This is a genomic window from Dyadobacter sp. CY347, from assembly GCF_021502655.1.
GTDB lineage: Bacteria > Bacteroidota > Bacteroidia > Cytophagales > Spirosomataceae > Dyadobacter.
Window position 1 is genome coordinate 1080385 of the sequence record NZ_JAKFFT010000004.1, and the last position, 20620, is coordinate 1101004.

General features: G+C 42.7%; 21 protein-coding genes. 12 read left to right on the forward strand and 9 right to left on the reverse strand.

Annotated elements, in window-relative coordinates; genetic code table 11:
• Positions 1-158: 158 nt before the first annotated feature.
• Together L0659_RS12680 and L0659_RS12685 are read left to right on the forward strand one after the other, a co-directional pair.
• Positions 159-1262 carry an adenylate/guanylate cyclase domain-containing protein gene (locus tag L0659_RS12680; protein WP_235126417.1) on the forward strand — a complete coding sequence of 368 codons (1104 nt, stop codon included), beginning with the start codon at positions 159-161 and terminating at the stop codon, positions 1260-1262.
• Positions 1263-1316: 54 nt separating this feature from the next.
• The gene (locus L0659_RS12685) at positions 1317-1607 is read left to right on the forward strand and encodes a hypothetical protein (RefSeq protein ID WP_235126419.1); all 291 of its coding nucleotides are present in this window, start codon (positions 1317-1319) and stop codon (positions 1605-1607) included.
• A gap of 57 nt (positions 1608-1664) precedes the next feature.
• On the opposite strand, the gene L0659_RS12690 is transcribed toward L0659_RS12685, so the two are convergent.
• Both L0659_RS12690 and adhP read right to left on the reverse strand, forming a co-directional pair.
• Positions 1665-2294: an HdeD family acid-resistance protein gene (locus L0659_RS12690; protein ID WP_235126421.1), complete on the reverse strand. Its 630-nt coding sequence runs from the start codon at positions 2292-2294 to the stop codon at positions 1665-1667.
• Positions 2295-2306: 12 nt separating this feature from the next.
• Positions 2307-3347 carry an alcohol dehydrogenase AdhP gene (gene adhP / locus L0659_RS12695; RefSeq protein ID WP_235126422.1) on the reverse strand — a complete coding sequence of 347 codons (1041 nt, stop codon included), beginning with the start codon at positions 3345-3347 and terminating at the stop codon, positions 2307-2309.
• Between the two features lie 776 nt (positions 3348-4123).
• On the opposite strand from adhP, the gene L0659_RS12700 reads away from it, so the two are divergent.
• From L0659_RS12700 to L0659_RS12710, 3 genes are all read left to right on the forward strand, one after another.
• Positions 4124-8266 carry a hybrid sensor histidine kinase/response regulator gene (locus L0659_RS12700; protein ID WP_235126423.1) on the forward strand — a complete coding sequence of 1381 codons (4143 nt, stop codon included), beginning with the start codon at positions 4124-4126 and terminating at the stop codon, positions 8264-8266.
• A gap of 59 nt (positions 8267-8325) precedes the next feature.
• A complete protein-coding gene (locus tag L0659_RS12705) occupies positions 8326-9138 on the forward strand; it encodes a LytTR family DNA-binding domain-containing protein (RefSeq protein ID WP_235126424.1) in 813 nt (270 codons plus the stop codon).
• Between the two features lie 92 nt (positions 9139-9230).
• On the forward strand, positions 9231-10385 hold the full coding sequence (locus L0659_RS12710) for an intradiol ring-cleavage dioxygenase (protein WP_235126425.1): 1155 nt from the start codon (positions 9231-9233) through the stop codon (positions 10383-10385).
• A 199-nt stretch (positions 10386-10584) separates the two neighbouring features.
• On the opposite strand, the gene L0659_RS12715 is transcribed toward L0659_RS12710, so the two are convergent.
• Positions 10585-10989, reverse strand: coding sequence for an alpha/beta fold hydrolase (locus tag L0659_RS12715; RefSeq protein WP_235126426.1), 405 nt, complete (start codon positions 10987-10989; stop codon positions 10585-10587).
• A 116-nt stretch (positions 10990-11105) separates the two neighbouring features.
• Between L0659_RS12715 and L0659_RS12720 the strand changes: the two genes are divergently transcribed.
• From L0659_RS12720 to L0659_RS12730, 3 genes are all read left to right on the forward strand, one after another.
• Entirely contained in the window at positions 11106-11357 is a 252-nt protein-coding gene (locus L0659_RS12720; protein WP_235126427.1) for a hypothetical protein, read from the forward strand.
• A gap of 23 nt (positions 11358-11380) precedes the next feature.
• A complete protein-coding gene (locus L0659_RS12725; RefSeq protein WP_235126428.1) occupies positions 11381-11551 on the forward strand; it encodes a hypothetical protein in 171 nt (56 codons plus the stop codon).
• Positions 11552-12078: 527 nt separating this feature from the next.
• Positions 12079-12252 carry a hypothetical protein gene (locus L0659_RS12730; RefSeq protein WP_235126431.1) on the forward strand — a complete coding sequence of 58 codons (174 nt, stop codon included), beginning with the start codon at positions 12079-12081 and terminating at the stop codon, positions 12250-12252.
• Positions 12253-12331: 79 nt separating this feature from the next.
• Here the strand turns inward: L0659_RS12730 and L0659_RS12735 are convergent, their stop codons facing one another.
• Positions 12332-12895 (reverse strand): hypothetical protein, encoded by a 564-nt coding sequence (locus L0659_RS12735; RefSeq protein ID WP_235126433.1) that lies wholly within the window; start codon positions 12893-12895, stop codon positions 12332-12334.
• Between the two features lie 72 nt (positions 12896-12967).
• Positions 12968-13318 (reverse strand): Crp/Fnr family transcriptional regulator, encoded by a 351-nt coding sequence (locus tag L0659_RS12740; protein ID WP_235126435.1) that lies wholly within the window; start codon positions 13316-13318, stop codon positions 12968-12970.
• Positions 13319-13527: 209 nt separating this feature from the next.
• On the opposite strand from L0659_RS12740, the gene L0659_RS12745 reads away from it, so the two are divergent.
• Both L0659_RS12745 and L0659_RS12750 read left to right on the forward strand, forming a co-directional pair.
• Positions 13528-14310: a helix-turn-helix domain-containing protein gene (locus L0659_RS12745; RefSeq protein WP_255727313.1), complete on the forward strand. Its 783-nt coding sequence runs from the start codon at positions 13528-13530 to the stop codon at positions 14308-14310.
• Positions 14311-14480: 170 nt separating this feature from the next.
• The gene (locus L0659_RS12750; RefSeq protein WP_235126439.1) at positions 14481-14861 is read left to right on the forward strand and encodes a VOC family protein; all 381 of its coding nucleotides are present in this window, start codon (positions 14481-14483) and stop codon (positions 14859-14861) included.
• Positions 14862-14907: 46 nt separating this feature from the next.
• On the opposite strand, the gene L0659_RS12755 is transcribed toward L0659_RS12750, so the two are convergent.
• From L0659_RS12755 to L0659_RS12765, 3 genes are read right to left on the reverse strand one after another with little or no spacing between them, the layout of a single operon-like run.
• Positions 14908-15225: a hypothetical protein gene (locus tag L0659_RS12755; RefSeq protein ID WP_235126440.1), complete on the reverse strand. Its 318-nt coding sequence runs from the start codon at positions 15223-15225 to the stop codon at positions 14908-14910.
• 50 nt (positions 15226-15275) lie between these two features.
• Positions 15276-15560: a hypothetical protein gene (locus L0659_RS12760; RefSeq protein WP_235126442.1), complete on the reverse strand. Its 285-nt coding sequence runs from the start codon at positions 15558-15560 to the stop codon at positions 15276-15278.
• Positions 15561-15614: 54 nt separating this feature from the next.
• Positions 15615-17105, reverse strand: a complete 1491-nt coding sequence (locus L0659_RS12765; RefSeq protein ID WP_235126444.1) for a choice-of-anchor I family protein — start codon at positions 17103-17105, stop codon at positions 15615-15617.
• A gap of 137 nt (positions 17106-17242) precedes the next feature.
• Between L0659_RS12765 and L0659_RS12770 the strand changes: the two genes are divergently transcribed.
• Positions 17243-18538: an alkaline phosphatase gene (locus tag L0659_RS12770; RefSeq protein WP_235126445.1), complete on the forward strand. Its 1296-nt coding sequence runs from the start codon at positions 17243-17245 to the stop codon at positions 18536-18538.
• A gap of 159 nt (positions 18539-18697) precedes the next feature.
• Here L0659_RS12770 and L0659_RS12775 read toward each other — a convergent pair whose 3' ends face one another.
• Complete coding sequence (locus L0659_RS12775; protein ID WP_235126446.1) at positions 18698-19666, reverse strand: Na/Pi cotransporter family protein; 969 nt, start codon at positions 19664-19666, stop codon at positions 18698-18700.
• Between the two features lie 224 nt (positions 19667-19890).
• On the opposite strand from L0659_RS12775, the gene L0659_RS12780 reads away from it, so the two are divergent.
• Entirely contained in the window at positions 19891-20586 is a 696-nt protein-coding gene (locus tag L0659_RS12780) for a hypothetical protein (RefSeq protein WP_235126447.1), read from the forward strand.
• The last annotated feature ends 34 nt before the right edge of the window (positions 20587-20620 follow it).

Genomic DNA, 20620 nt, shown 5'->3' on the forward strand with positions numbered 1-20620 from the left:
ACGAGTGTTCATGGGTTTGAAATGCAATACTCCATATAAATAATTGATAATCCACTTGACAAAAATTAAGACACGGCAATAACTTACATTTTCCTATGTTTGAGGCTTGTATCGAAAATTTTGGGTTATTTTAAATGCCAGTCCTCAATATCCAATCCATGCTCTCACCGAAAACCAAAAGAGATGTTGCACTTGTTATTCCTTTTGGAATGGTATGGTTTGTTTTTAGCCTGATCTATTGCATACTTGAAAGAGGTATTCTCGGAGATCTGGATCACTATCCATCAACAGGCAATCAGTATAAATTTGCAGCAAACGTTGTTGCCATCCCGATTGCGGGCCTAATGATGGGTCTTATTACTGGCATTCTGGAGATTGGTTATTTCAGTAAGTGGTTTATAAAAAAAAGCTTCGCCAGGAAGATCGTATTCAAGTCCTTTCTTTACCTGATCATTGCTACCATTTTCTTGGTTGTCATACTGTTGATGAATGCACTATATACGCATAGTAAGCACTCTTTTGAAAATTTGATATCACCAGTCTGGGCATTTTTCACTGACTATGCTGCAGTTGGTCTTATGGTATACATTGCTTCGGTAATTCTGATTACGCAATTCTACACTGAATTTAGCCAAAGTATCGGACCAGGCACATTAAGTAATTTTTTCTTAGGGAAATACCATCATCCGGTAGAAGAAGAGCGGATATTTATGTTCCTGGATATGAAGTCATCGACTACAATCGCGGAAAATCTTGGGCATGTCAGGTACTTTGAAATGCTGAAAGAATACTTCTTCGACCTGTCAGTTGCTGTTATTGATTTTGCAGGCACAATCTATCAGTATGCTGGTGATGAAATGATAGTCTGCTGGAAATTAAAAGAGGGGTTAAAAAATAATAACAGTATCGAATGCTTTTTCGCTATGAAACGCGCATTGAAGAAGCAGGAGGAAAAATACATCAGTAACTTCGGTATCTTACCTGCGTTTAAAGCCGGGGTGCATTTTGGCAGGGTGACCGCCGGGGAGATCGGATCGTTGAAAAAGGAAATTATATTTACAGGCGACGTTCTTAATACTTCTGCAAGAATCCAGGGACTTTGCAATCACTTCGATGCTGACCTGCTGGTATCAGAAGACCTGGCCAAAATACTGACTCTTCCGGCTAACTATAAAATCAGATCGGTGGGAGAGAACCTGCTGAAAGGCCGAAGTAAAAAAATGGAGATATTTGCTATTTCACCCTCTGAGCACGCTATTTAATGTATAATTCCTTAACAATTTTAAATTTAATTGGATTTGGCAATTGTGTAAAATATGGAATATTATACTACTTCTGAGCGCGAAACGGACAGGTTAAATGCACTGCGGAAATATGAAATACTGGACACGCACGCGCAGCAGAAGTTTGACGGGCTTTGTGAACTTGCTTCACTGGTTTGCGAAGCGCCCGTTACCCTGATATCCTTTATCGACGACAGAAGGCAGTGGTATAAATCCAAACGGGGGATTGATGCAACAGAAGAAGCCTTAGCGCTTACTTTTTGCCAATATACCATTCAGCAGGCAGACATCCTGGAAGTTGAGGAAGGTTATCTTACAATATGAAAATCAAGATATTAGATAAAGTATTGGAATTTGATCCCTCATCATTTTTATCGTTGTTCAGTTGTATATCTTATCATTGATCCACCATTGAGCATTCCTGATAAGTATACTAAAATGGACGTAAAATGCACCTACTGCCAATAAAGCAAATGCTGTCCAGATAACCAATCTGTCCTCACTGAACAAAGGATTATAGATATTGATCACAGAAAAGAAACTTCCCGATATTGCCCAAAGCAATAACCATGGCCAATCACTTAAACTTTTCTTTTTGGCTTGAAAGGAACGGGCAATCAGCAGAACACTGCGTATCAAAAGCCAGACCCCTGCAAACAAAGGAAGAGATATAGCGGCCAGAATAGGATTAGTAATGAAGATTATTCCAAAGATCAAATCCAAAATTGCCCCGGCTAGAAACCATCTCCAACCTTTGAAAAACTTGCGGTTTTCTAAGCAAAAAGCAAGCTCACAACCGCCGCTGATCATCAGCATAGCAGAGAAAAATATACTCAACTCATCGTAGGTGATGGATGGATTCCGTGCCACATATACCCCGGAACTGATTAAGGCGATTCCTGAGAACATGAATATCCACCAGTAGTGAATGGGATGCTGAGATTGTTTGATAACGCTTGTCATTCCTGAAAGTTTATTCCTATTATCCAATGCCCCGGGTTCTTCTTTCATAATCTTTATCGTTTAAAGGCTTGCTGCTGCTATTTCCATCACAACCCGGCCTTGGATTGTTCCAGCTCTCATCTGATCAAATACAACATTGATCTCTTCCAGCATGGCCGTATGAACTGTTGCTTTTACTTTACCTTCCAGAGCAAACTCGATGGACTCAGCAAGGTCTTTTCTGGTTCCGACAATAGATCCTCTCACAGTATAGCGGTTCAATACAGTTTCGAAAATGGGCAGGTCAAAACTTCCTGCGGGCAGTCCATTCAAAGCAATGGTCCCTTTTCGCCGCAGAGCTGAAATCCCTTGTTTGAATGCAATCGGTGAGACAGCAGTCACCAGCACACCGTGCATGCCGCCAGTCTCTTTTTTGAGAAATTCACCTGGATCTTCTTCAAGCGCGTTTACGGTCAGGTCTGCCCCAAGGCTCTTTGCCAGGTCCAGCTTGTCCTTACTAACGTCTATCGCGGCCACATGCATGCCCATGGCTTTTGCGTATTGCACTGCCAAATGGCCCAAGCCACCAATACCGGAAATCGCAACCCATTCGCCCGCTTTGGTTTCGGTTTCTTTAAGACCTTTGTAAACCGTTACACCCGCACAAAGTATGGGAGCCATTTCGATCATGTTGGTATGATCCGGTAAATGGGCAATGTACCTGGCATCTGCAATCACATATTCGGCAAAACTGCCATCGACGCTATAACCACCATTTTGTTGGGCTTCACATAAGGTTTCCCAACCGGTAATGCAGAATTCACAACCGCCACATGCGCTGTACAGCCAGGGAACACCCACAATGTCTCCTTCTTTCACTCCGGTAACCTCCGGCCCCAAGGCAACTACGTAACCAATTCCTTCATGACCTGGAATGAGCGGCATTTTTGGTTTCACAGGCCAATCACCATCCGTTGCATGCAGATCAGTATGGCAAACGCCGCTTGCAACGACTTTTACCAGAATTTGATTTCTGCCAGGTTCTTTGACAGGCATTTCTTCAATTTGAAGCGGTTGCCCAAATTCACGGACCACGGCTGCCTTCATTTTCTTTGGTAACATAGCTGAATATTTGTGCAAGTGACGCATCAACAAACCAGCTTTTTACACCTATTTATGCATGTTGGTCACCAAGCATGAGTTATAAAGGTGACGCTATTTTAATCAGCAATGGTCATTAATTACAGATAATCAAGCATTTGCATCATTTTATTGAAGACAGAGCTCGTAGAGACTGATTTACAAAAAGCGGAATGAAACCGGTTGCCAGGATCAGTTCCAGCGATTGCAAGGCAAGTTTTTGAAGTGATAATATTTGTCTGAGAAAGGGAACACAATTGGTTAAAAAGCATGATCAGCATGCACAGCATCAGCGTCATCCATATAAATTTGTTCCGCGTAATTTCATAGTTGAAATACTGAAACTTCCCTCAATAAAACTGAATATATGTATCCGCAAGGATGAAAAATCAAAGTGGATGCCATTCACCTCTCAGCAGTACAGAGCCAGGCATGAGGACTTAATTCCTGCGATTCGCCCAGCTAACCAACTATCAACTTTCTAAAATACTATATCCTCAAAATGGTATGCTTTTGTGCAGAAGAACGTCTTTTCAATGCCGCAGCACAAATCAAAAGATCTTTGTCGATTCTCAAATTGTAAGTATCGATTAAAAGAAATTGTACTAATTCAAACCCTCCTTTTTTGTAGAATTAATATTGTATCTTGTAAAGATATCCACAGTTAGTAGAAGTTTTAGGAGTTCGTTATTTCATAGATAAAATGATATACATTGTTGATTAAATATTTATATCCAAATCAAATAAAACACGCATTAGTGAACGCGTTTGTTTGGTGGGTATTAATTGGCCTTGTGCATGCGCAAAGTGTAAAATTCAATCATCTTACCACAAATGAGGGACTAGCCCAAAGCCACGTCTCGGCGATATTGAAAGACAAAAAAGGCTTCATGTGGTTCGGAAGTGAAGATGGACTGAATAAATATGATGGTTACGTTTTTACACACTATAAACATGATGCCTACGATCCAAGCAGCATTTCTGATAGTTATATACAGGATTTACTGGAAGATAAGCATGGTAACCTGTGGGTGGCGACTTCTAATGGACTGGACAAATTTGAAAGAAACAAAAATAGTTTTACACACTATATAACCCAAGATATAAACGATCTTTTTGAGGATAGTCAAAACAGGATTTGGCTGGCTACCCAGGAGGGGTTGTTTCTATTTGACCGGCAGAAATTTAGGTTTAGGCTTCTTCTGCAAGCGGGGCAGGATGGCAAAACTAAAAATCCTATCTACCGTATTGAAGAGCATCTGGACGGATCGCTTTGGCTGGGAACCGACAATGGCCTTTACCAGATCACCATCATCAATGATACATACAGCAGCAAAAGCATTAAGATAGACTGCCGAAACTGTCCTGCGGCACCTGCAATCAAAGCATTGCGCATGGACGCTGACGGGAATCTATGGATCGGCACAAAAGGCAGCGGCTTATTTGTTTACAATACCAAGGACAAGTCTTTCCACAACTTTTTGCACCAACCAACTATTCAGAATTCTCTTGCGCACAACGACATTCTTTCCATTCTTGAGGCCAAAGACGGCAAGCTTTGGATAGGTACTGAGAATGGCGGCATTAGTGTTTATGACAGGCGCAAAAGGCAGTTCCGGAAATACGAACACCGTTCTAATGATCCTGCTTCGCTAAATAATAATTCGGTATATACAATCTATCAGGATGATGCACAAAATCTTTGGGTGGGGACCTATGCTGGTGGGGTTGATTTCCTACCAAGGTTTGGAGAGAAGTTTCATTCTTACAGGCAAATACAGGGAGATCCTAATAGCCTGACAAACAATGTAGTGCTTTCATTGTGCGGGGACGGTGCAGATGGTAAAATATGGATTGGCACCGATGGTGGAGGCCTGAATGCATTTGACCATGATAGCAATACTTTCACCAGTTACCGGCACGACCCCCGGAATCCAAATTCAATTAGTAATGACTATGTTATTTCGATTGTGCGCCTGTCCAGCGATATTCTCGCATTGGGATTCCACGACGGGGGCTTCGATCTTTTCAATACCAGAACGGGCATTGCAAAACACAATTTGCCCAATCCCAAGGATCCAAACAGTCTGTCCATTGCCGATGTCAACAACCTTTTCGCCGATATTGACGGCAATTTGTGGATTGGCACATGGGGAGGTGGATTGAACTATTACAATGTCAAAAGCAAGAAATTTAAACATTACCGCACCGACTCAAAAGACAGCACCAGCATCAGCTCAGACATTGTAACCGCTGTTTTTCAAGATCAAAATAGGGTAATCTGGGTAGGGACTTATAATGGATTGAATAAACTGGATAGCAGCGGCAAGCATTTTACCCGTTATCAGCGTAATCCAAAAAATATCGCTTCATTGTCGCATAATAAGGTTCAGTGCATTCGGCAGGCAAAAGGCGGCAATTTGTGGATAGGGACTGTAGGTGGTGGGCTAAATTATTTTGATGCCGATAAGCAAACATTTAAGGCTTTCACCGAAAAAGACGGTTTGGCCAGTAATGTCGTTTTTGCCATGTTGGAAGATAGTCATAATAATCTTTGGCTGAGTACGAACAAGGGGATTTCACGCTTTAACACCGGAGCGAAGACTTTTCGAAGTTTCGGGGTAAAAGACGGGCTGCAAAGCAATGAGTTCAGGGACAACTCTTGTTTTGTCACCGAAACTGGTCAAATGTTTTTTGGCGGGGTGAATGGATTCAGCACTTTCTTTCCCGACAATATTAAATACAATACATTCATCCCCCCAGTTTATCTAACCAACTTCCAGATTTTCAACAAAACAGTTTCCGTAGGTGATAAATCTGCCATTCTGAATAGAGATATCAGCGATATAAAGTCCATTACGCTTTCCTACAAACAGTCCGTCATCACGTTGCAATTTGCTTCGCTGAGTTATACAATCCCCGAGAAAAACCAATATGCCTACAAACTGGAAGGATTTGATCCGCATTGGAGCTATGTGGGAAACAAGCGGACGGCGACTTACACGAATCTTGACGCCGGGACTTATACTTTCAGGGTCAGAGCAACTAATAATGACGGGGTTTGGAACAAGAAAGGCAACTTTGTAAAAATCATTATAACGCCACCCTTCTGGCACACATGGTGGTTTAGGCTAATTTCAATGATCGGCTTTACCGGCCTGTTAATCCTGATTTATAAACTCCGGACCCAGTCCATCCGCAGACAGAAGAAACTGCTTGTCACAAAAGTCAAACAGCGCACAATGCAACTCGAAGCAGCGATAGAGGAGGAAAGAAAGGCAAAACTTGTTGCAGAAATCGCCATTGAGGAGGAGAAAAAGGCAAAGCACCAGGCAGAGGTAGCCAGCCAGGCAAAAAGTGCCTTTTTGGCTGTCATGAGCCATGAGATCAGAACACCCATGAATGGGGTGATTGGTATGGCTTCACTGCTAGCCGAGACCGACCTTGACGAAGAACAGCTAGGTTACACAAGAAGCATACAGTCGAGCGGTAGTAGCTTGTTGACTGTGATCAATGATATTCTTGATTTCTCCAAGATAGAGTCTGGTAATATGGAACTGGAAGAAAGAGCGTTCAATCTCAGGAGCTGCATTGAGGATGTAATGGATGTTTTTATCCCTAAAATGCTCGATTCAAAGCTGGATCTACTGTATAAAATCGGTCGTGATGTGCCAGAGCAGTTGGTTGGCGACAGGCAAAGGCTTCGGCAAATCCTGATAAACCTGATAGGAAATGCCATTAAGTTTACCAGAGAAGGAGAGGTAGTCTTAACAGTCAGCCTGGACTGCAGCTCTGATGACAGCCAGGTTAAATTATATTTTCAAGTCAGCGATAGTGGTATCGGTATTTCCGAAAGCAAAAGAGACCGTTTGTTTAAGGCGTTTTCACAGGTAGACTCTTCGACAAGCCGGCAATATGGTGGCACAGGGCTGGGTCTTGCCATCTGTCAAAAGCTGGTAAACCTGATGGGTGGGACCATTGGTGTTGCCAGCGACGAGGGAAAGGGCAGCACATTCTATTTTTCAATCTTTTTAAGAAAACAAATCACAGCAGATCAAGGACAGGCCGACTACGACCAGGATTTAGCGGGAATTGAAATATTGGTAACAGACGATAACGAAGCTAGCCTGGAAATTATCTGCGATCAGTTGAGTGACTGGGGTTTGGCACCATTAAGTGCAAACAGCGGCAGCATGGCCCTTAAAATATTAGCTGAAAATAAAACAATAAAGATGGTCATTACTGATCTGTACATGCCTTCTATGGATGGAATACAGCTCGGAAAACTTATAAGAGAAAGTCACCCTCAAATTCCGGTCATACTTATGAGTCCAAAAGGGAGTGAACTGCCGAGAGACGAGAAAGACCTCTTTTATGCTTTGTTAAAAAAGCCGGTTAGTAAAAAGGCTTTTTTAAATAGTATTTGCGGCCAATTTAAACAGCGGGAGATGCTATCAGTGGCTTTGACACAGCCAAATGCCGAACTATCCGGTAAAATTTTGATATCAAATTTTTCCTTAAAGTATCCATTGGAGATATTGGTTGCAGAGGATAATAAGGTAAATCAAATTGTCATCCTGAACGTACTAGGTAAGCTTGGGTACCAGGTCGAATTGGTTACCGATGGGCTGCAGGCCGTAACAAGGTCGTTGGAAAAGGTTTTCGATTTAATACTAATGGATATACAAATGCCTGTTGTGGACGGTATTGAAGCGACTAAAAAGATCAGGGCGGATAAACCAACCAAGCCTCATATTATTGCTATGACGGCCAATGCTTTGCAAGAAGACAAAAGGCAATGCCTAGCTGCTGGGATGGATGATTTTATTAGCAAGCCAGTAAATCTTGAAGAACTAATGGAAATGCTTAAAGAAGTGTCACAAAAAAAAAGCCAGTATTAGATCACTTTTAATGAAATAAGATGCTAAAAATGATGGGGAAGCAGCATTCGGAGTTAAATTTGGCTAGCATTTTTTGGAGAGCATTGCATCTTCGCAAGATAAGGATCATCATTGCCGTGGTGCTGCCCTTAGCACTTGCCATGACGCAGGATTTCATCCGGTATCATTTCTATGGTCATAGCGCTTTTTATATTTGGGAATCTCTTCTTTTTGAGTCATTCTGGATCCTGTTTGCCCCAATCTCTGCCGGAATTTATTATTGCTTAAATGCACTCCGTGAAACGTTTACGGTCCCAACAACCCTTTTATTAATATTTACAACACTAGCGGCTTCTGCTCTACACTTTCTTCTGTTTTCCTTTGGCGTTTTTGCAGTTTCGTCGCTGTTACAAGGTCATGTTTTCCAGTTTTGGGATGTACTGCGCCATAGCCTGGCCGAGCATCTTTACATTTGCCTGTTGATTTACTTAGCGGGATGTATATTCATACTTCGGTTTACAGTTCCAGCCGCGCCGCCTCAAACGGTATTCGTGGAAAATAAGGCTGGCTTATCCAGGATTAACATTACAAATGGGACAAATAATATCCTCGTTGAAACGAGTGAGATCATTTTTATAACCGCTTCCAGCCCATATTGCTGCATTCATACAGCCAAAGGAAAATATCTATATCCTCAAACATTAAAGTCGCTCGAACAAAGTCTTGACCCAGCCAGCTTCTTACGTGTTCACAAATCCTCGATAGTAAACATCATGAGGGTTGTGTCTTACAAATCGCGGCTGAACGGAGATTATGATCTAAGTCTGGAAAATGGGCACATTGTAAGGATGAGTCGAAATTATAAGCTGAAATTCCGCGGCCTGTTTTCCTAGTCATCGGCTTGCATTTAAAATCCATCAGCTCAATCTCATGCTTCATAAAATTTGTTTTGAGCCATCTATTTTTGGTCAAAAACCAAATGACCATGAAATACTTTATTTGTGTTGCCTGGCTGGCTCTGTCATCTGCAACAATACCGAGCTGCCAGGGACAATCGCTGCTGAAACCTTCGAGCATGCCCGGCCAGATCGTCGGTGGCGGTTGCGACGGCTGTGAGGTAATGTATGTTGGAATGCCAAAGTTGATAAACAAAGTAGATACCAGCGCTGGTTGGACAGAGGCGGGTGAAAAGTTGGTGATCACAGGGAAGGTGTACCATATTGATGGCACAACGCCTGCTCCCAATGTGGTTATATATTATTGGCAAACTGACAACAACGGCTACTATTCACCAAACCAAACCCTTGACAGGCGCGCACTTCGTCATGGGCACATTCGCGGGTGGGTGAAGACGGATGCTGCGGGCAGCTATGCCATTTACACGATAAAGCCTGCTGCATATCCCAATGAGTCCATTCCGGCCCATATTCACACATCAATAAAAGAGCCAGGCATTGCCAATGAATATTACATTGATGAATTTGTTTTTGACGATGATCCGTTGCTAACCGCCGCGGAAAGAAAGAAAGCGGAAAGGCGAGGAGGGAGTGGCGTATTACGATTGCAAGAGCATTCCGGCATACAGGCCGCCGAGCACGACATCATTTTAGGGTTGAAAATTCCTAATTATCCATCAACGCCCGGAAAGCTACAAGAATCCGGCCTTTCAATTGGAGAGGAAAGCCCATCATTCACCCCTTTTCACGTATGGGGCCCAGACAAGGGGAGCACTGCTTGCCCCGTGTGTAAGTATGGCAAAAATTACGGTATCCTCTATTTCGTTGGCAATAGCCCTGGCTGGCGTGAGATCAAGAAATGGCTAAACTTTCTTGAACTGGAAAGCAGGCAGTCGGCTGATAAACTGAAAGTGTACTTTGTTTACGGTAATGAGAAAAACTATTCGGCAGCCAGTCGCAAGCGGGAACTGGAAGCCCTTGGAAAAAGTCTGGATATCAGGTACCTGGCAATAACTTTCGTCCCGTCATTAGGTGATCATGAAAGTGATGTGTATTTGAATAATATTAATCCTAAAATCAATAACACATTCATCATCTATAAAAACAGGATAATTATTGATACATACACAGACATAAGACCAACAGGACAAAACCTTAAACGACTTTTCACGAAGATTAGATAGTCTGACCACAGCGCCCATAGCAGGAAATGAGACGTTTTTTGAGACAGTCCATTTTATTCTTAATCTTTGTGTTAGTCAATGCTTGTCCTGACGAAGGATTCATGGGACTGAACTATGCTCGTAAACAATCATCCACTGTATATCCACTTCGTTATAGCAAACATTGGATGGCCAAAGCATATCTAGGTTTTTTTAAATTTTAACTCCTTAATGGGATTGAAATGATATGCTGGGTAGCAGCTGCAATTATCTTTCCCCAATCAGCTTCATGTAATTCATGTCCTGCACCTTCAAGAGTAATCAGAGTAGAGTTTGCTAAATGGTTTTTAAGAAACGAGGCATGTCTGTAATTCCAGATTTTATCGTCGGTACCATGAATGATAAGGCATGGCTGCGTAATTAAATTAGTCAAACCAAAGTAACTTTCGGCTCCTTGGAGCTGTGCGTGGTTATACATACTCCTAAAATTATTAGCCCTTCTAAACTCTGCCTTGGCTAAGGCGCTGGCACGATCAGCATTGAATTGGCGTCCAGTTCCGTTAAGTAGTTGACTTCCTTTGATAAGGTAGGAAACAACAGCATTTTCATCTGTCCAAATTATCATATTGTTAAGTAGTGGTTCGCCAGAAAGCTTCTGTGTAAATTTACACTTGCCACCACACACTTATTTATATGGTCTATGAGAAAATTTTCACAATGGATACTGGCAAACAAGTTAAAATGGTTGTAAGAGGGTATTATGCGCCCCGCCAAACCGCCATCGAGCCCTTTGTCGAAATCTGGATAAAGCAGCAAAAACAGGACCATTATTTTAGCCCATTGGCGCTTGGTTTGCCCACATATGGGTTTGCAGCAGATGGCCCAAAAATCATTAAAGACCAGCTTATGCAGGCTAGCGGCCTATCTGAACAGCAGTTTGAGCAGGTCATGTCCGAATTCAAGCAAATCACAACTTCGTCAGTTTTGTTGTGAATATACAAACCAAAATAACGATCATGGACGATCAGATACCACAGCCAGAGCAAGACTGCGAGCAGGAAAGTCCAGGATACTTTACAAAGATGGACCGCTCTGACCAAATGCGGGATTCACTGGCAGCTGTTTATAGTCAACTTCTGATTGTTGAAAAAAGAAATTTCTTTCAGATCCAGCCACAATGGCCATAGGCACAGTCAGGGGTAACCATGTTTTGATACGTTAGTGTATCAGCACTAAGTGGAAGTATGATTTCATTTAGTAAAACCTGTCCTTGTTTCGGGTCTAGGGATGTTTAAGACTGCGTCACCTACTGTTTGCACGGAATGCATTTTCCCTCTAAGAATCCGGCTGAAATGTTGCAAAACCACAATAGGAAAGACGCACTATTCACTCAGTGACAGTGTTTCTTGCCTTGATATTCTGAAAATGGCAAAATTTATCCCGACAAAAATAATTACGTATACACTAAGCTTACCTGTGCTTCGAGTGAAGGTAGTTTTATGGTTTTGAACTGTTTCTCTGGCAGCTAAGTGGCCATATTGAATTATTAATAACATTTGATTTTAACCTCCGGCCTGGCCTAATTTTTACGAATTGCAATTGTCTGTCAGCAGTCAAATCAAAGGATGAATTACTGACTAACCTTACTATCTACTGGGGCACCCAAACGATCGATTCAGCAATCCGCATCTACCAGGAAGAGATCCAGGCAATCATGGCAGCCAAATACAACCCGCTAATAAAACTGAATCCATTCGATAAAACAGGTCAAAAAGCGTCCGTTCCTGCTGGATTTTCTTTCTTTCCAAAAGATATTAGCCACGCCCCCAAGGAGCTTGTAGAGCGGTTTTTTAATGTTACTTCTGCATGTGAAATTCCTATTCCGTGATCATGGAAGAAGCTTCCTGAGGTTATGTTGCATCATGACTTGTATCCATATTCATCTGCCATCACTTTAAATCACATTTTTAGAACCGGTATCCTAGGTGAACAGTGGGAAAAACAGACCATTGCGATTGTTTGTATTGGTGACCACCGCTGATAACCATCGAGGGATTAAATGAATGTATCAAAGCTACCCATGGAACCAGATATACGCCGTTATATTGATTTTCTTTGCTACCAAACATGAAACGATATCCTGTCCTAAATCCAAGAGTAAGACCACTTACAGACTCTGATCCTTCGCTCGTTTTCAGCCTGATTTTATCTGTTGCGTGATCAGATTGCAGGCCAAAGAATGCGCCTCTGTTTTTGCGTAACAGATAATCCACTTTTACCCCCAACCCTGAGCTAAAAACGGAAAAGCGCTTGTTTTCAAGGGCGAAGTCGGGTTGCTTGATCCCAAAAACACCAAGGTCAAATCTGATGTGTGACACTGTATATCCTGCATGCAGCGAATAACCGCTCAATATGAATGCAATGGGATCTGCTTCCAGCTCAAAGTGGTTTTGAAATGATTGGCGCTGGGCATTACTGTGAAGGGGAAACGCTAAGACGAAAATCAGGACAAATCTTATAGTAGCATTCATATCATTTGCGTATTAGTTAGCTGCAAAGATACCTGCCGCTATACACGTCACCGGTTAACAAAAGATAAGAAATTACGCCTGACGGGTAATCCGGTTACGGATCCGACTAAGTGAGACAGGTGTCACACCCAAGAATGATGCCAGTATATATTGTGGGACGCGCTGCACCAAATGCGGATATTGCTGCGCGAAAAGCTCATAGCGCTCTTGCGGACCAGCTAGAATATAGGACGATAGTAGCTGTTGTGAGGCAATGAAACGGGCTTCCATCACTTTGCGCATAATCACATGGCTTTTAGGTAGCTTATCATAAAGGAAGTCAAGTTTTTCCTTGGTGAGCACCAGTAATGTGCAGGGTTCAATCGTTTCATTGTTTTGCTTTCCACAACTCGCACTGTAAAGGCTTGGCTCAAAAAGTCCCATTCCTGTGCCGAGATTTCAACCAGGCTTTCAAATGCCAGTTTAAGTTTGTCATGTTCTATTGATTTCTGCATTAGCAATAATATATGGGGTAATAAATTTAAACATGTAAAGATGAAACGATTGTTATAAGGACAACTATTTTTGAGGCTGTTAACCTCTTAACCTTACTCAGGATGCTAAACAACTCATTGGACTTTCGACAGCTATATATGCCGGTCCAGCCAACGGTCCGGAATTCGGCAGATTCGGTTTTATATGCAGAATGTTTACCTGAGGAGCCCTTACTAAATTATATTTACTGTTACTGGGAACTGAAAACTTGTCAGGTGTTAGAGGCACCTTTTACTTATCGTGTAGTTGCCGATGGGTGTATTGATATCTATTTCGATCTGACTGATCCAAAAGAAAGTTTTATCATGGGCTTTTGTAAGAAGTATACAGAATTTCCTCTCGAAAATCAATTTCATTATGTTGGTATCCGTTTTTTGCCAGCCATGTTTCCAATGCTTTTTAAAATTAACGCCCTGGATTTAAGCAACCGATGGGAAAGCTTGGATCTGGTGCTACCAAAAACGGCAAAATTCCTTGCTAACCAAATTTCGAACACAGCAACCCTGGCACAGATTAAATTGGACCTGGATCATTATTTTGAGAAGTTCATTTCAAAGCATGCCATAGAACTTGATTCAAGATTGTTAGCTGCAGTATCAATAATTCTTCAAAATTCTGGGGTACTTAATGTCGAAAAGGATCTTGACGTCGGTGTAAGCGCCCGACAACTGCGCCGGCTTTTTGAATATTACATTGGAGATTCAGCTAAAACATTCAGCCAGGTCATACGGTTTCAAAACATTCTTCGTGCCAAACCTTCGCAGCAGAGCCTTCGTCAAAATAAACTTTTCTTTGATGCCGGTTACTTTGATCAAGCCCATTTTATCAAGGAATTTAAAAACTTTTATGGCGTTACACCCTCCAAAGCTTTTGGAAGATAGCATTTGTCCGTTTTTTACAATGTTGTTTTTGGCTGGACACCGACCTTTGTGAGGCACATCAGACCTGAAAGGATATGAAATCTAAAACCATCTTACTCATTTTAATCACGTTGTGTTTTGACAACCTTGCTTTTTCACAACGCAGTCTCCCACCTAAAACGACAAGTAACATGAAACTGAATGCAGGAATAATCACTTCAAAAATTGCTGAAACAAAGGCATTTTACACCCAGAAGTTGGGCTTTGGCGTAACATTTGAAAATGAATTTTATCTTTTGCTACATACTCCTGATAAGTCTGCCGAGATCAGCTTTCTTTTACCCGAACATCCCTCCCAGCAGCCACTTTTTCAAATGCCTTTTACTGGTAATGGAGTTTATTTAACTATCGAGACTCAAGACGTTGACAAACTCTATCGAGACCTCAAAAAGAAAGATGTTGCCATCTCCATTGAGCTTCGTGACGAACCTTGGGGCGACAGGCATTTCGCCATCACAGATCCCAATGGGATTGGGATTGATTTAGTAAAATATGTTTCACAAGAAAAGTAAGCAATACTTAGGAGAAGGTTAGGGTTAATTGATGAGCTAGCCACTGCTATGCGTGAATCTGCGCCAACCCCATACCATCGCCAATCAGCAGAATTATGTTTTTAACTGTCCCTTTCGAATCATTATTGAGATAGGTCGGCCTGTAAACTTTGTGAAAGCTTTGCGCCTTAAACTCTGCTTTTGCACGCCCGTTTAGGAAGTTACCCAGTGCTGCAACTTTATCAGTGTTGATGTAATCAGCGCCTAGATTAATGAGCTGTTTCCATGCATTTATATTGTCTGGGCTCGCCCAGAAACGGAATGGTTTCTGCTGGTCGTGCGCCCCTTTGACAGCAGCAATTAGCTTAATGCGATCTTCTTCCACTGGAATGCCTTTCCCGTTCCATTTTGAAAAACGTCCAAAATCCTGGCTGATCAGACCAATGCGTTTCCATTGCTCAGGCGTATATTCAACACCTGGGCGACCATCAAAGTGCGTGACGGATCGATCTGCGTTTTTTCGTGTGCCACGAAAAGTGAGTCATTAATTAAGAACACATCAGCTTCAACGGAGCCAAATCCCTGTTGATATGCCAACGCAAATGGTGCGGGCTGAAGATAATCATTGTGCGAATGTCCCTGGGGGAACTGGGCATTTACTTGTTGGCCCAAAACAGGGAAGCTAGCTGCGAAGCAAATACATAATAATATTCTTTTCATGGAGATCATAAATGAAGCCGGACATTGCTGTCCGGCTATGCAAGTATCCCATTTTTAAATCTGATAAAACTTAACAGTTCCATCGCCTTCGTTGCTTGTGACCAGCATGCCCTTGCCATTAGGGCTTTTGTCAGGCGCAACGTAGAGTACACCTTCGGGTGCATCGCCGGTTTTTAGCATTTGAAGAAATTTCGGCGCGGCCGGGTTACTCAAATCATAAATGGCCACTGCATCCACGCGTTCCAGTGCAATGAAAGCGACAGGTTTATTTTCAATGATGCCAATCGTAACACCTTCTGGCTCCACACCTTTGTCATCGGAGCGGTCATCGTCGTAGATTCCGGCTTTGATGGCTTCCTCTTCAAGTGAGCTTGCTGAATCAAAAACAAGCTGGCCGGTAGATGCATTAAAAATGCTGAAACCGCGACCTCCAAATCCGTAAAGCACATCATAATCTCCATCATTGTCAATGTCCCCACGCGTACTGGTAACGCGTAAACGGCCCAGGTTTTCAGGTTTCTTTAAAGAAACGGCATCCGGAAAAGCTGCTGCGTCCAGTGAAAGCGCGCTTACCCTTTTCTGCTCGTCAAAAGCAGAATACTCGCGTGCGTCGCCTTCATTGGCCGTAATCAGGTAGTCCGAACCATTTGAGGTAAACGGTGCGATAGCATCCGGTAAGTAGAATGATTTGACAGGCCAAGTTGCCATTGCGATCTTATTGTCCTTATCGCTAGCATCCATTGCATTGATCAGCTTGCTGATATCCTTTGTTCCAAGTGGGTGCAGTTTCAAAATGGTCCCGGTGGTTAGGTCTAACTCAGCAATTCCGTTGTTTTCCTGAAGCGTTACAAACGCCTTTTTGGAATCACTTGAAATGGCAACGTATTCCGGCTCAATGTCCTGAGCAAAACTTGCGCCCGGGCCATAAACGCGGAAGCCTTCCGAGGCTAACTGGTTATAAGTACTGGCAAATGCTCCGAACGTGAGCGTTTTTACATTATAGTTTTCGGTAACATTGATAATGGAGACAGATCCTTCCGGGTCAACGGTATAATCCGCATTAGGCTCACCTTCGTTTGCCGTTACAATGTATTTGCCATCCGGACTGAATGTTACCATATCCGGTAAGGCGCCCACTGTAATCTGCTTGATCGTAACCAATGTTTTGGTATCTAATACGATCACGCTTCCATTGGCCTGTTTGCTGGTTGCTTCCAGCGCAATAGCCAGTTTGCCATTGGACACCGCGACGCTGTTGGCAACACCGCCAAGCTGTGAGATATCTATCGACTGCAATTTGGTAACGGTTGGGAATGCCGACAAATCCAGTACATCCACTTTGGCTGAGGATTCATTATTTACTGTGAAAAGCCTGGCCGTGGCAGCATCATAAGCCGAAATTTCAGAAGCAGCAGTTTCGCCCAAATCAATGGAGGCGACTTCTTTGAATGCCATCGGGGTTTGCGGCTCTTGGGGGAAATGGTCGGTGCAACTGAATGTGGCACCAGCAAGTAAAGTCAGCGCGAGTAAATTTTTGTTTTTCATCCTGTAAATGGTGAGTGATAAAAAGCAAAATTAGCCACTGGTAAAATTGCAAGCGGTTCAGTTATGAAAGCTTAACAAAATGTTAATCCACATGACGAACCACGATTGCTTCAAGATAGCTTAACAGTAATTTAAACTTGGAGGTCAAACTTGCAGTTTGCTCGTGTTCAAACTATCCGGCAGGCTTATTCAATGTCTACGGGGCCATTGCTGCTTCGGAGGCAGATGTTGTTTTACATTTAGGGGACTACATTTATGAATACGGTGCTGGTCAGTACGGTTCCAATCCGGATACCATTGCGCTGGCGCGTCTTCATAAGCCGGAGAATGAAATCCTGTCCCTGGACGATTACCGGACCCGTTTCAAACAATACCGCAGCGATCCACAGCTACAATTGGCACACCAGAAAAAGCCATTTATCTGTGTTTGGGACGATCACGAAGTAGCCAATGACGCTTTCAAAGACGGTGCCCAGAACCATAACCAGAATGAGGGCTCCTTCCAGGAGCGTAAACAGCGCGCCATCAAAGCCTACCACGAATACATTGGCGTAAGAACACTGATTGATGAGAAGATTTACAGGAGCTTCTCGTTTGGTAACATCATGGATCTGCATATGCTCGATACCCGTATCATTGGCCGCGACAAGCAGCTTTCCTATTCAGATTATTTTACGCAAACGGGACTGGACGCGGCCGCTTTTCAGAAAGACTGGCTTAACTCCGACCGCACGATCTTGGGAAAAGAGCAGCTCAACTGGCTTGGCTCGGCCATTGGGTCGGGCAAAGGTGCATGGCAGGTTTTGGGCCAACAAGTATTGATGGGTAAAATGTACGTTCCGGCTGAATTGCTGATGGCTATTGTACAGATTGTTGGTGAAGTAAATGCGACTGGCTCGGCAAGCCCTGCCACATTCAAGATGTTCCAGACATTACTGGGCACACTTACGCAATTAAAAGCACGTTTTTTGGCTGGTGATCCTACCTTGACAGCGCAGGAGAAAGCACGGATACAAACGGTGCTGCCCTATAACCTTGATGCATGGGATGGTTATCCGATCGAGCGTGAAACAGTGTATGCCATGGCAAAAGGCAAAAAACTGATTGCGCTTGCAGGTGATTCGCACAATGGCTGGTATTCACATTTGAACGCCAATGATAAGTCCCAGGCAGGCCGCGAGCTGGCAGCTCCCTCTGTTACCTCACCTGGCTTTGAAGAATATCTTGGCGCCGACCCGGCATCACTTGGCGGTTTTGAGCAGGCGCTTGCCCTGCTCGTAGATGACCTGCAATACCTGGATGCATCCAGGCGCGGATATGTGATGGCAAAGTTCAGCACAAGTAAGGTTGTGAGTGAATGGCGCTATGTGGCCAGCATCACTTCGCCTACGACCGCCACCACGATAGGGCATTCTGAAACGATAACGGCATAAGGCCCTGACGTATAAAAAAGCTGTGCGGATCAAATCACCGCACAGCTTTTTAGTTACATCTAAGTCACTAACCATCGGCTACCGATCAAAGCGGTTGTAGGCACACTCTTTTGTGATTGCCACAATTATGCAACTTTTTGGAAACAAAGAAGTCTCATTTTACGCAGCAGCCGATGGTTCGGCCTGCTGGGCTTCTTTCTGTTTTTCTGGCAGAAACCGGTTGAGAAGCTTTTCGACAAAAGGGATCAAAGGAAAGAAAAGCACCACCCCGGCTATGTTAAAAATCATATGCGCATTGGCTATCTTTTGCTGCATTCCCGCATCCCTCGATACCCACTGAATGAAGGTGTTAAAAAAAGGAAATACCGATAAACCCAGGACAATGCAGATGATGTTAAATAATAAGTGAAACAAACCCGTTTTGACAGCCTGCCGGTCCGAACGGATGGTGGCCATCAAAGTATCCGAGCATGTTCCCAATTCTGCGCCCAGCATAACAGCGATTGCGCCGGGCAGATTGATGAGCTCTTTCTTAGCCAGAGTAATCACCATGCCCACGGTAGCTGACGAAGACTGGATCACCAGCGTAACCAATGCGCCTATCAATGTCCCACGTAGGGGGCTATCAAGCTTTTCCATCCATGATAGAAATTGTTTATGGTCTTTCAAGGGTTCAACGGCCCTTTCCATGGTGTAAAGCCCAAAGAACAAAATGCCAAAGAAAAGCACAACCCGGGCTGTTTTGGAAATTTTTTCATTCTTTGAAATAAAACTAAACACAAGCCCCAAAAAGATGGGGATAGGGGAATACTGACCGATATCCAGGGCGATGAGTTGACTCGAAAAGGTGGTGCCAATGTTAGCCCCCATCACGATCCCTAGCGACTGGCGAAAGGTTAAGGCTCCTGCATTGACCAGGACAATGGTCATAATTATTACCGCAGAAGAAGAATCCAGCAGAATCGTTGCAACCGTACCGGTAATGACAGAAGTAAGCAGATTTTTGGTAAATAAATCCAGCCATTTATTAGCCTTGTTGCCGATAAGCTCTTTTAGCGTATCAGAAAGGTTATTAACTGCAAAAAGGAACAGACCAAGCCCGCCCAGGACCATTAAGAAAATTTCCATCTGAGGTTTTCTTGCAAAATAATTTATCTGATGTTAAGCTAATGTTATTTAACATTCTATTAATATATCATATGCTTAATTTGAAATGAAACTTCATTTCTATAAAAAAGGCTACTTTGTTTGTTGCCATCCTGACCACTTTGTTTGCATGCCGCAAAGATGCTGTTGAGAAAGGTTGCCCATTGATGTAGTATTTCCTACAACCTAATTTAGTAGCATTACGAATGAAGAAAGTGCGGTTTTTTGAATCAATATTTATAGAAGCCTTAGACCGCCGCATGAATTTGTTATTGGAGAGCCACAAAAGAACTTTAAAACAAACAAGCTATGAATTACACAAAGAGCAAAGTAAGCTCGATAAAAAAATAAATGAAGAGATAGATATTCTTATTAACCCTGATAACTCAGCACTCATAGAGTATAAATTAAAGCATGTTTATGCAATTGAAAATGAGATCGCTAAAAGACGAGGTTTCGCAATATGGAAAGAGTTGTTGGCTAGCGAAATAGCAATATTTGAAGAGACATTAATAGAGACGCGTAATGTTTTGGTAAATGAAGTAAGCTTACTCGACGAGAAAGTTTTAGCCATAGCAGAGCCTAGTCGTTTACATAATAAAATAATTAATGATGCCGCTATCTACTCCAAAACATTAAATGCAGCATGGAGTCAAATTAGAAAGGCAATCAGAATAAAATCAAATTTAAACATCAGCATTAACGACATAACAGAGGAATCAAGAGCTGATTTTTTAACAATAAAATCAGTGGAAACAGTGAAGCTAAGGGATGGTACAGAGATGATGGTATTGATAAACAATGGTTATTTGATGGAGGTAACAGATACGCTGGAGTCCTATTTCATTGAATTGAATGACAAAATAAATGAGGCGATTAAAAAGCGCTCAATGACAAATTAATTTTAAATGTCATTAAAAATTAAAATTTCATGAA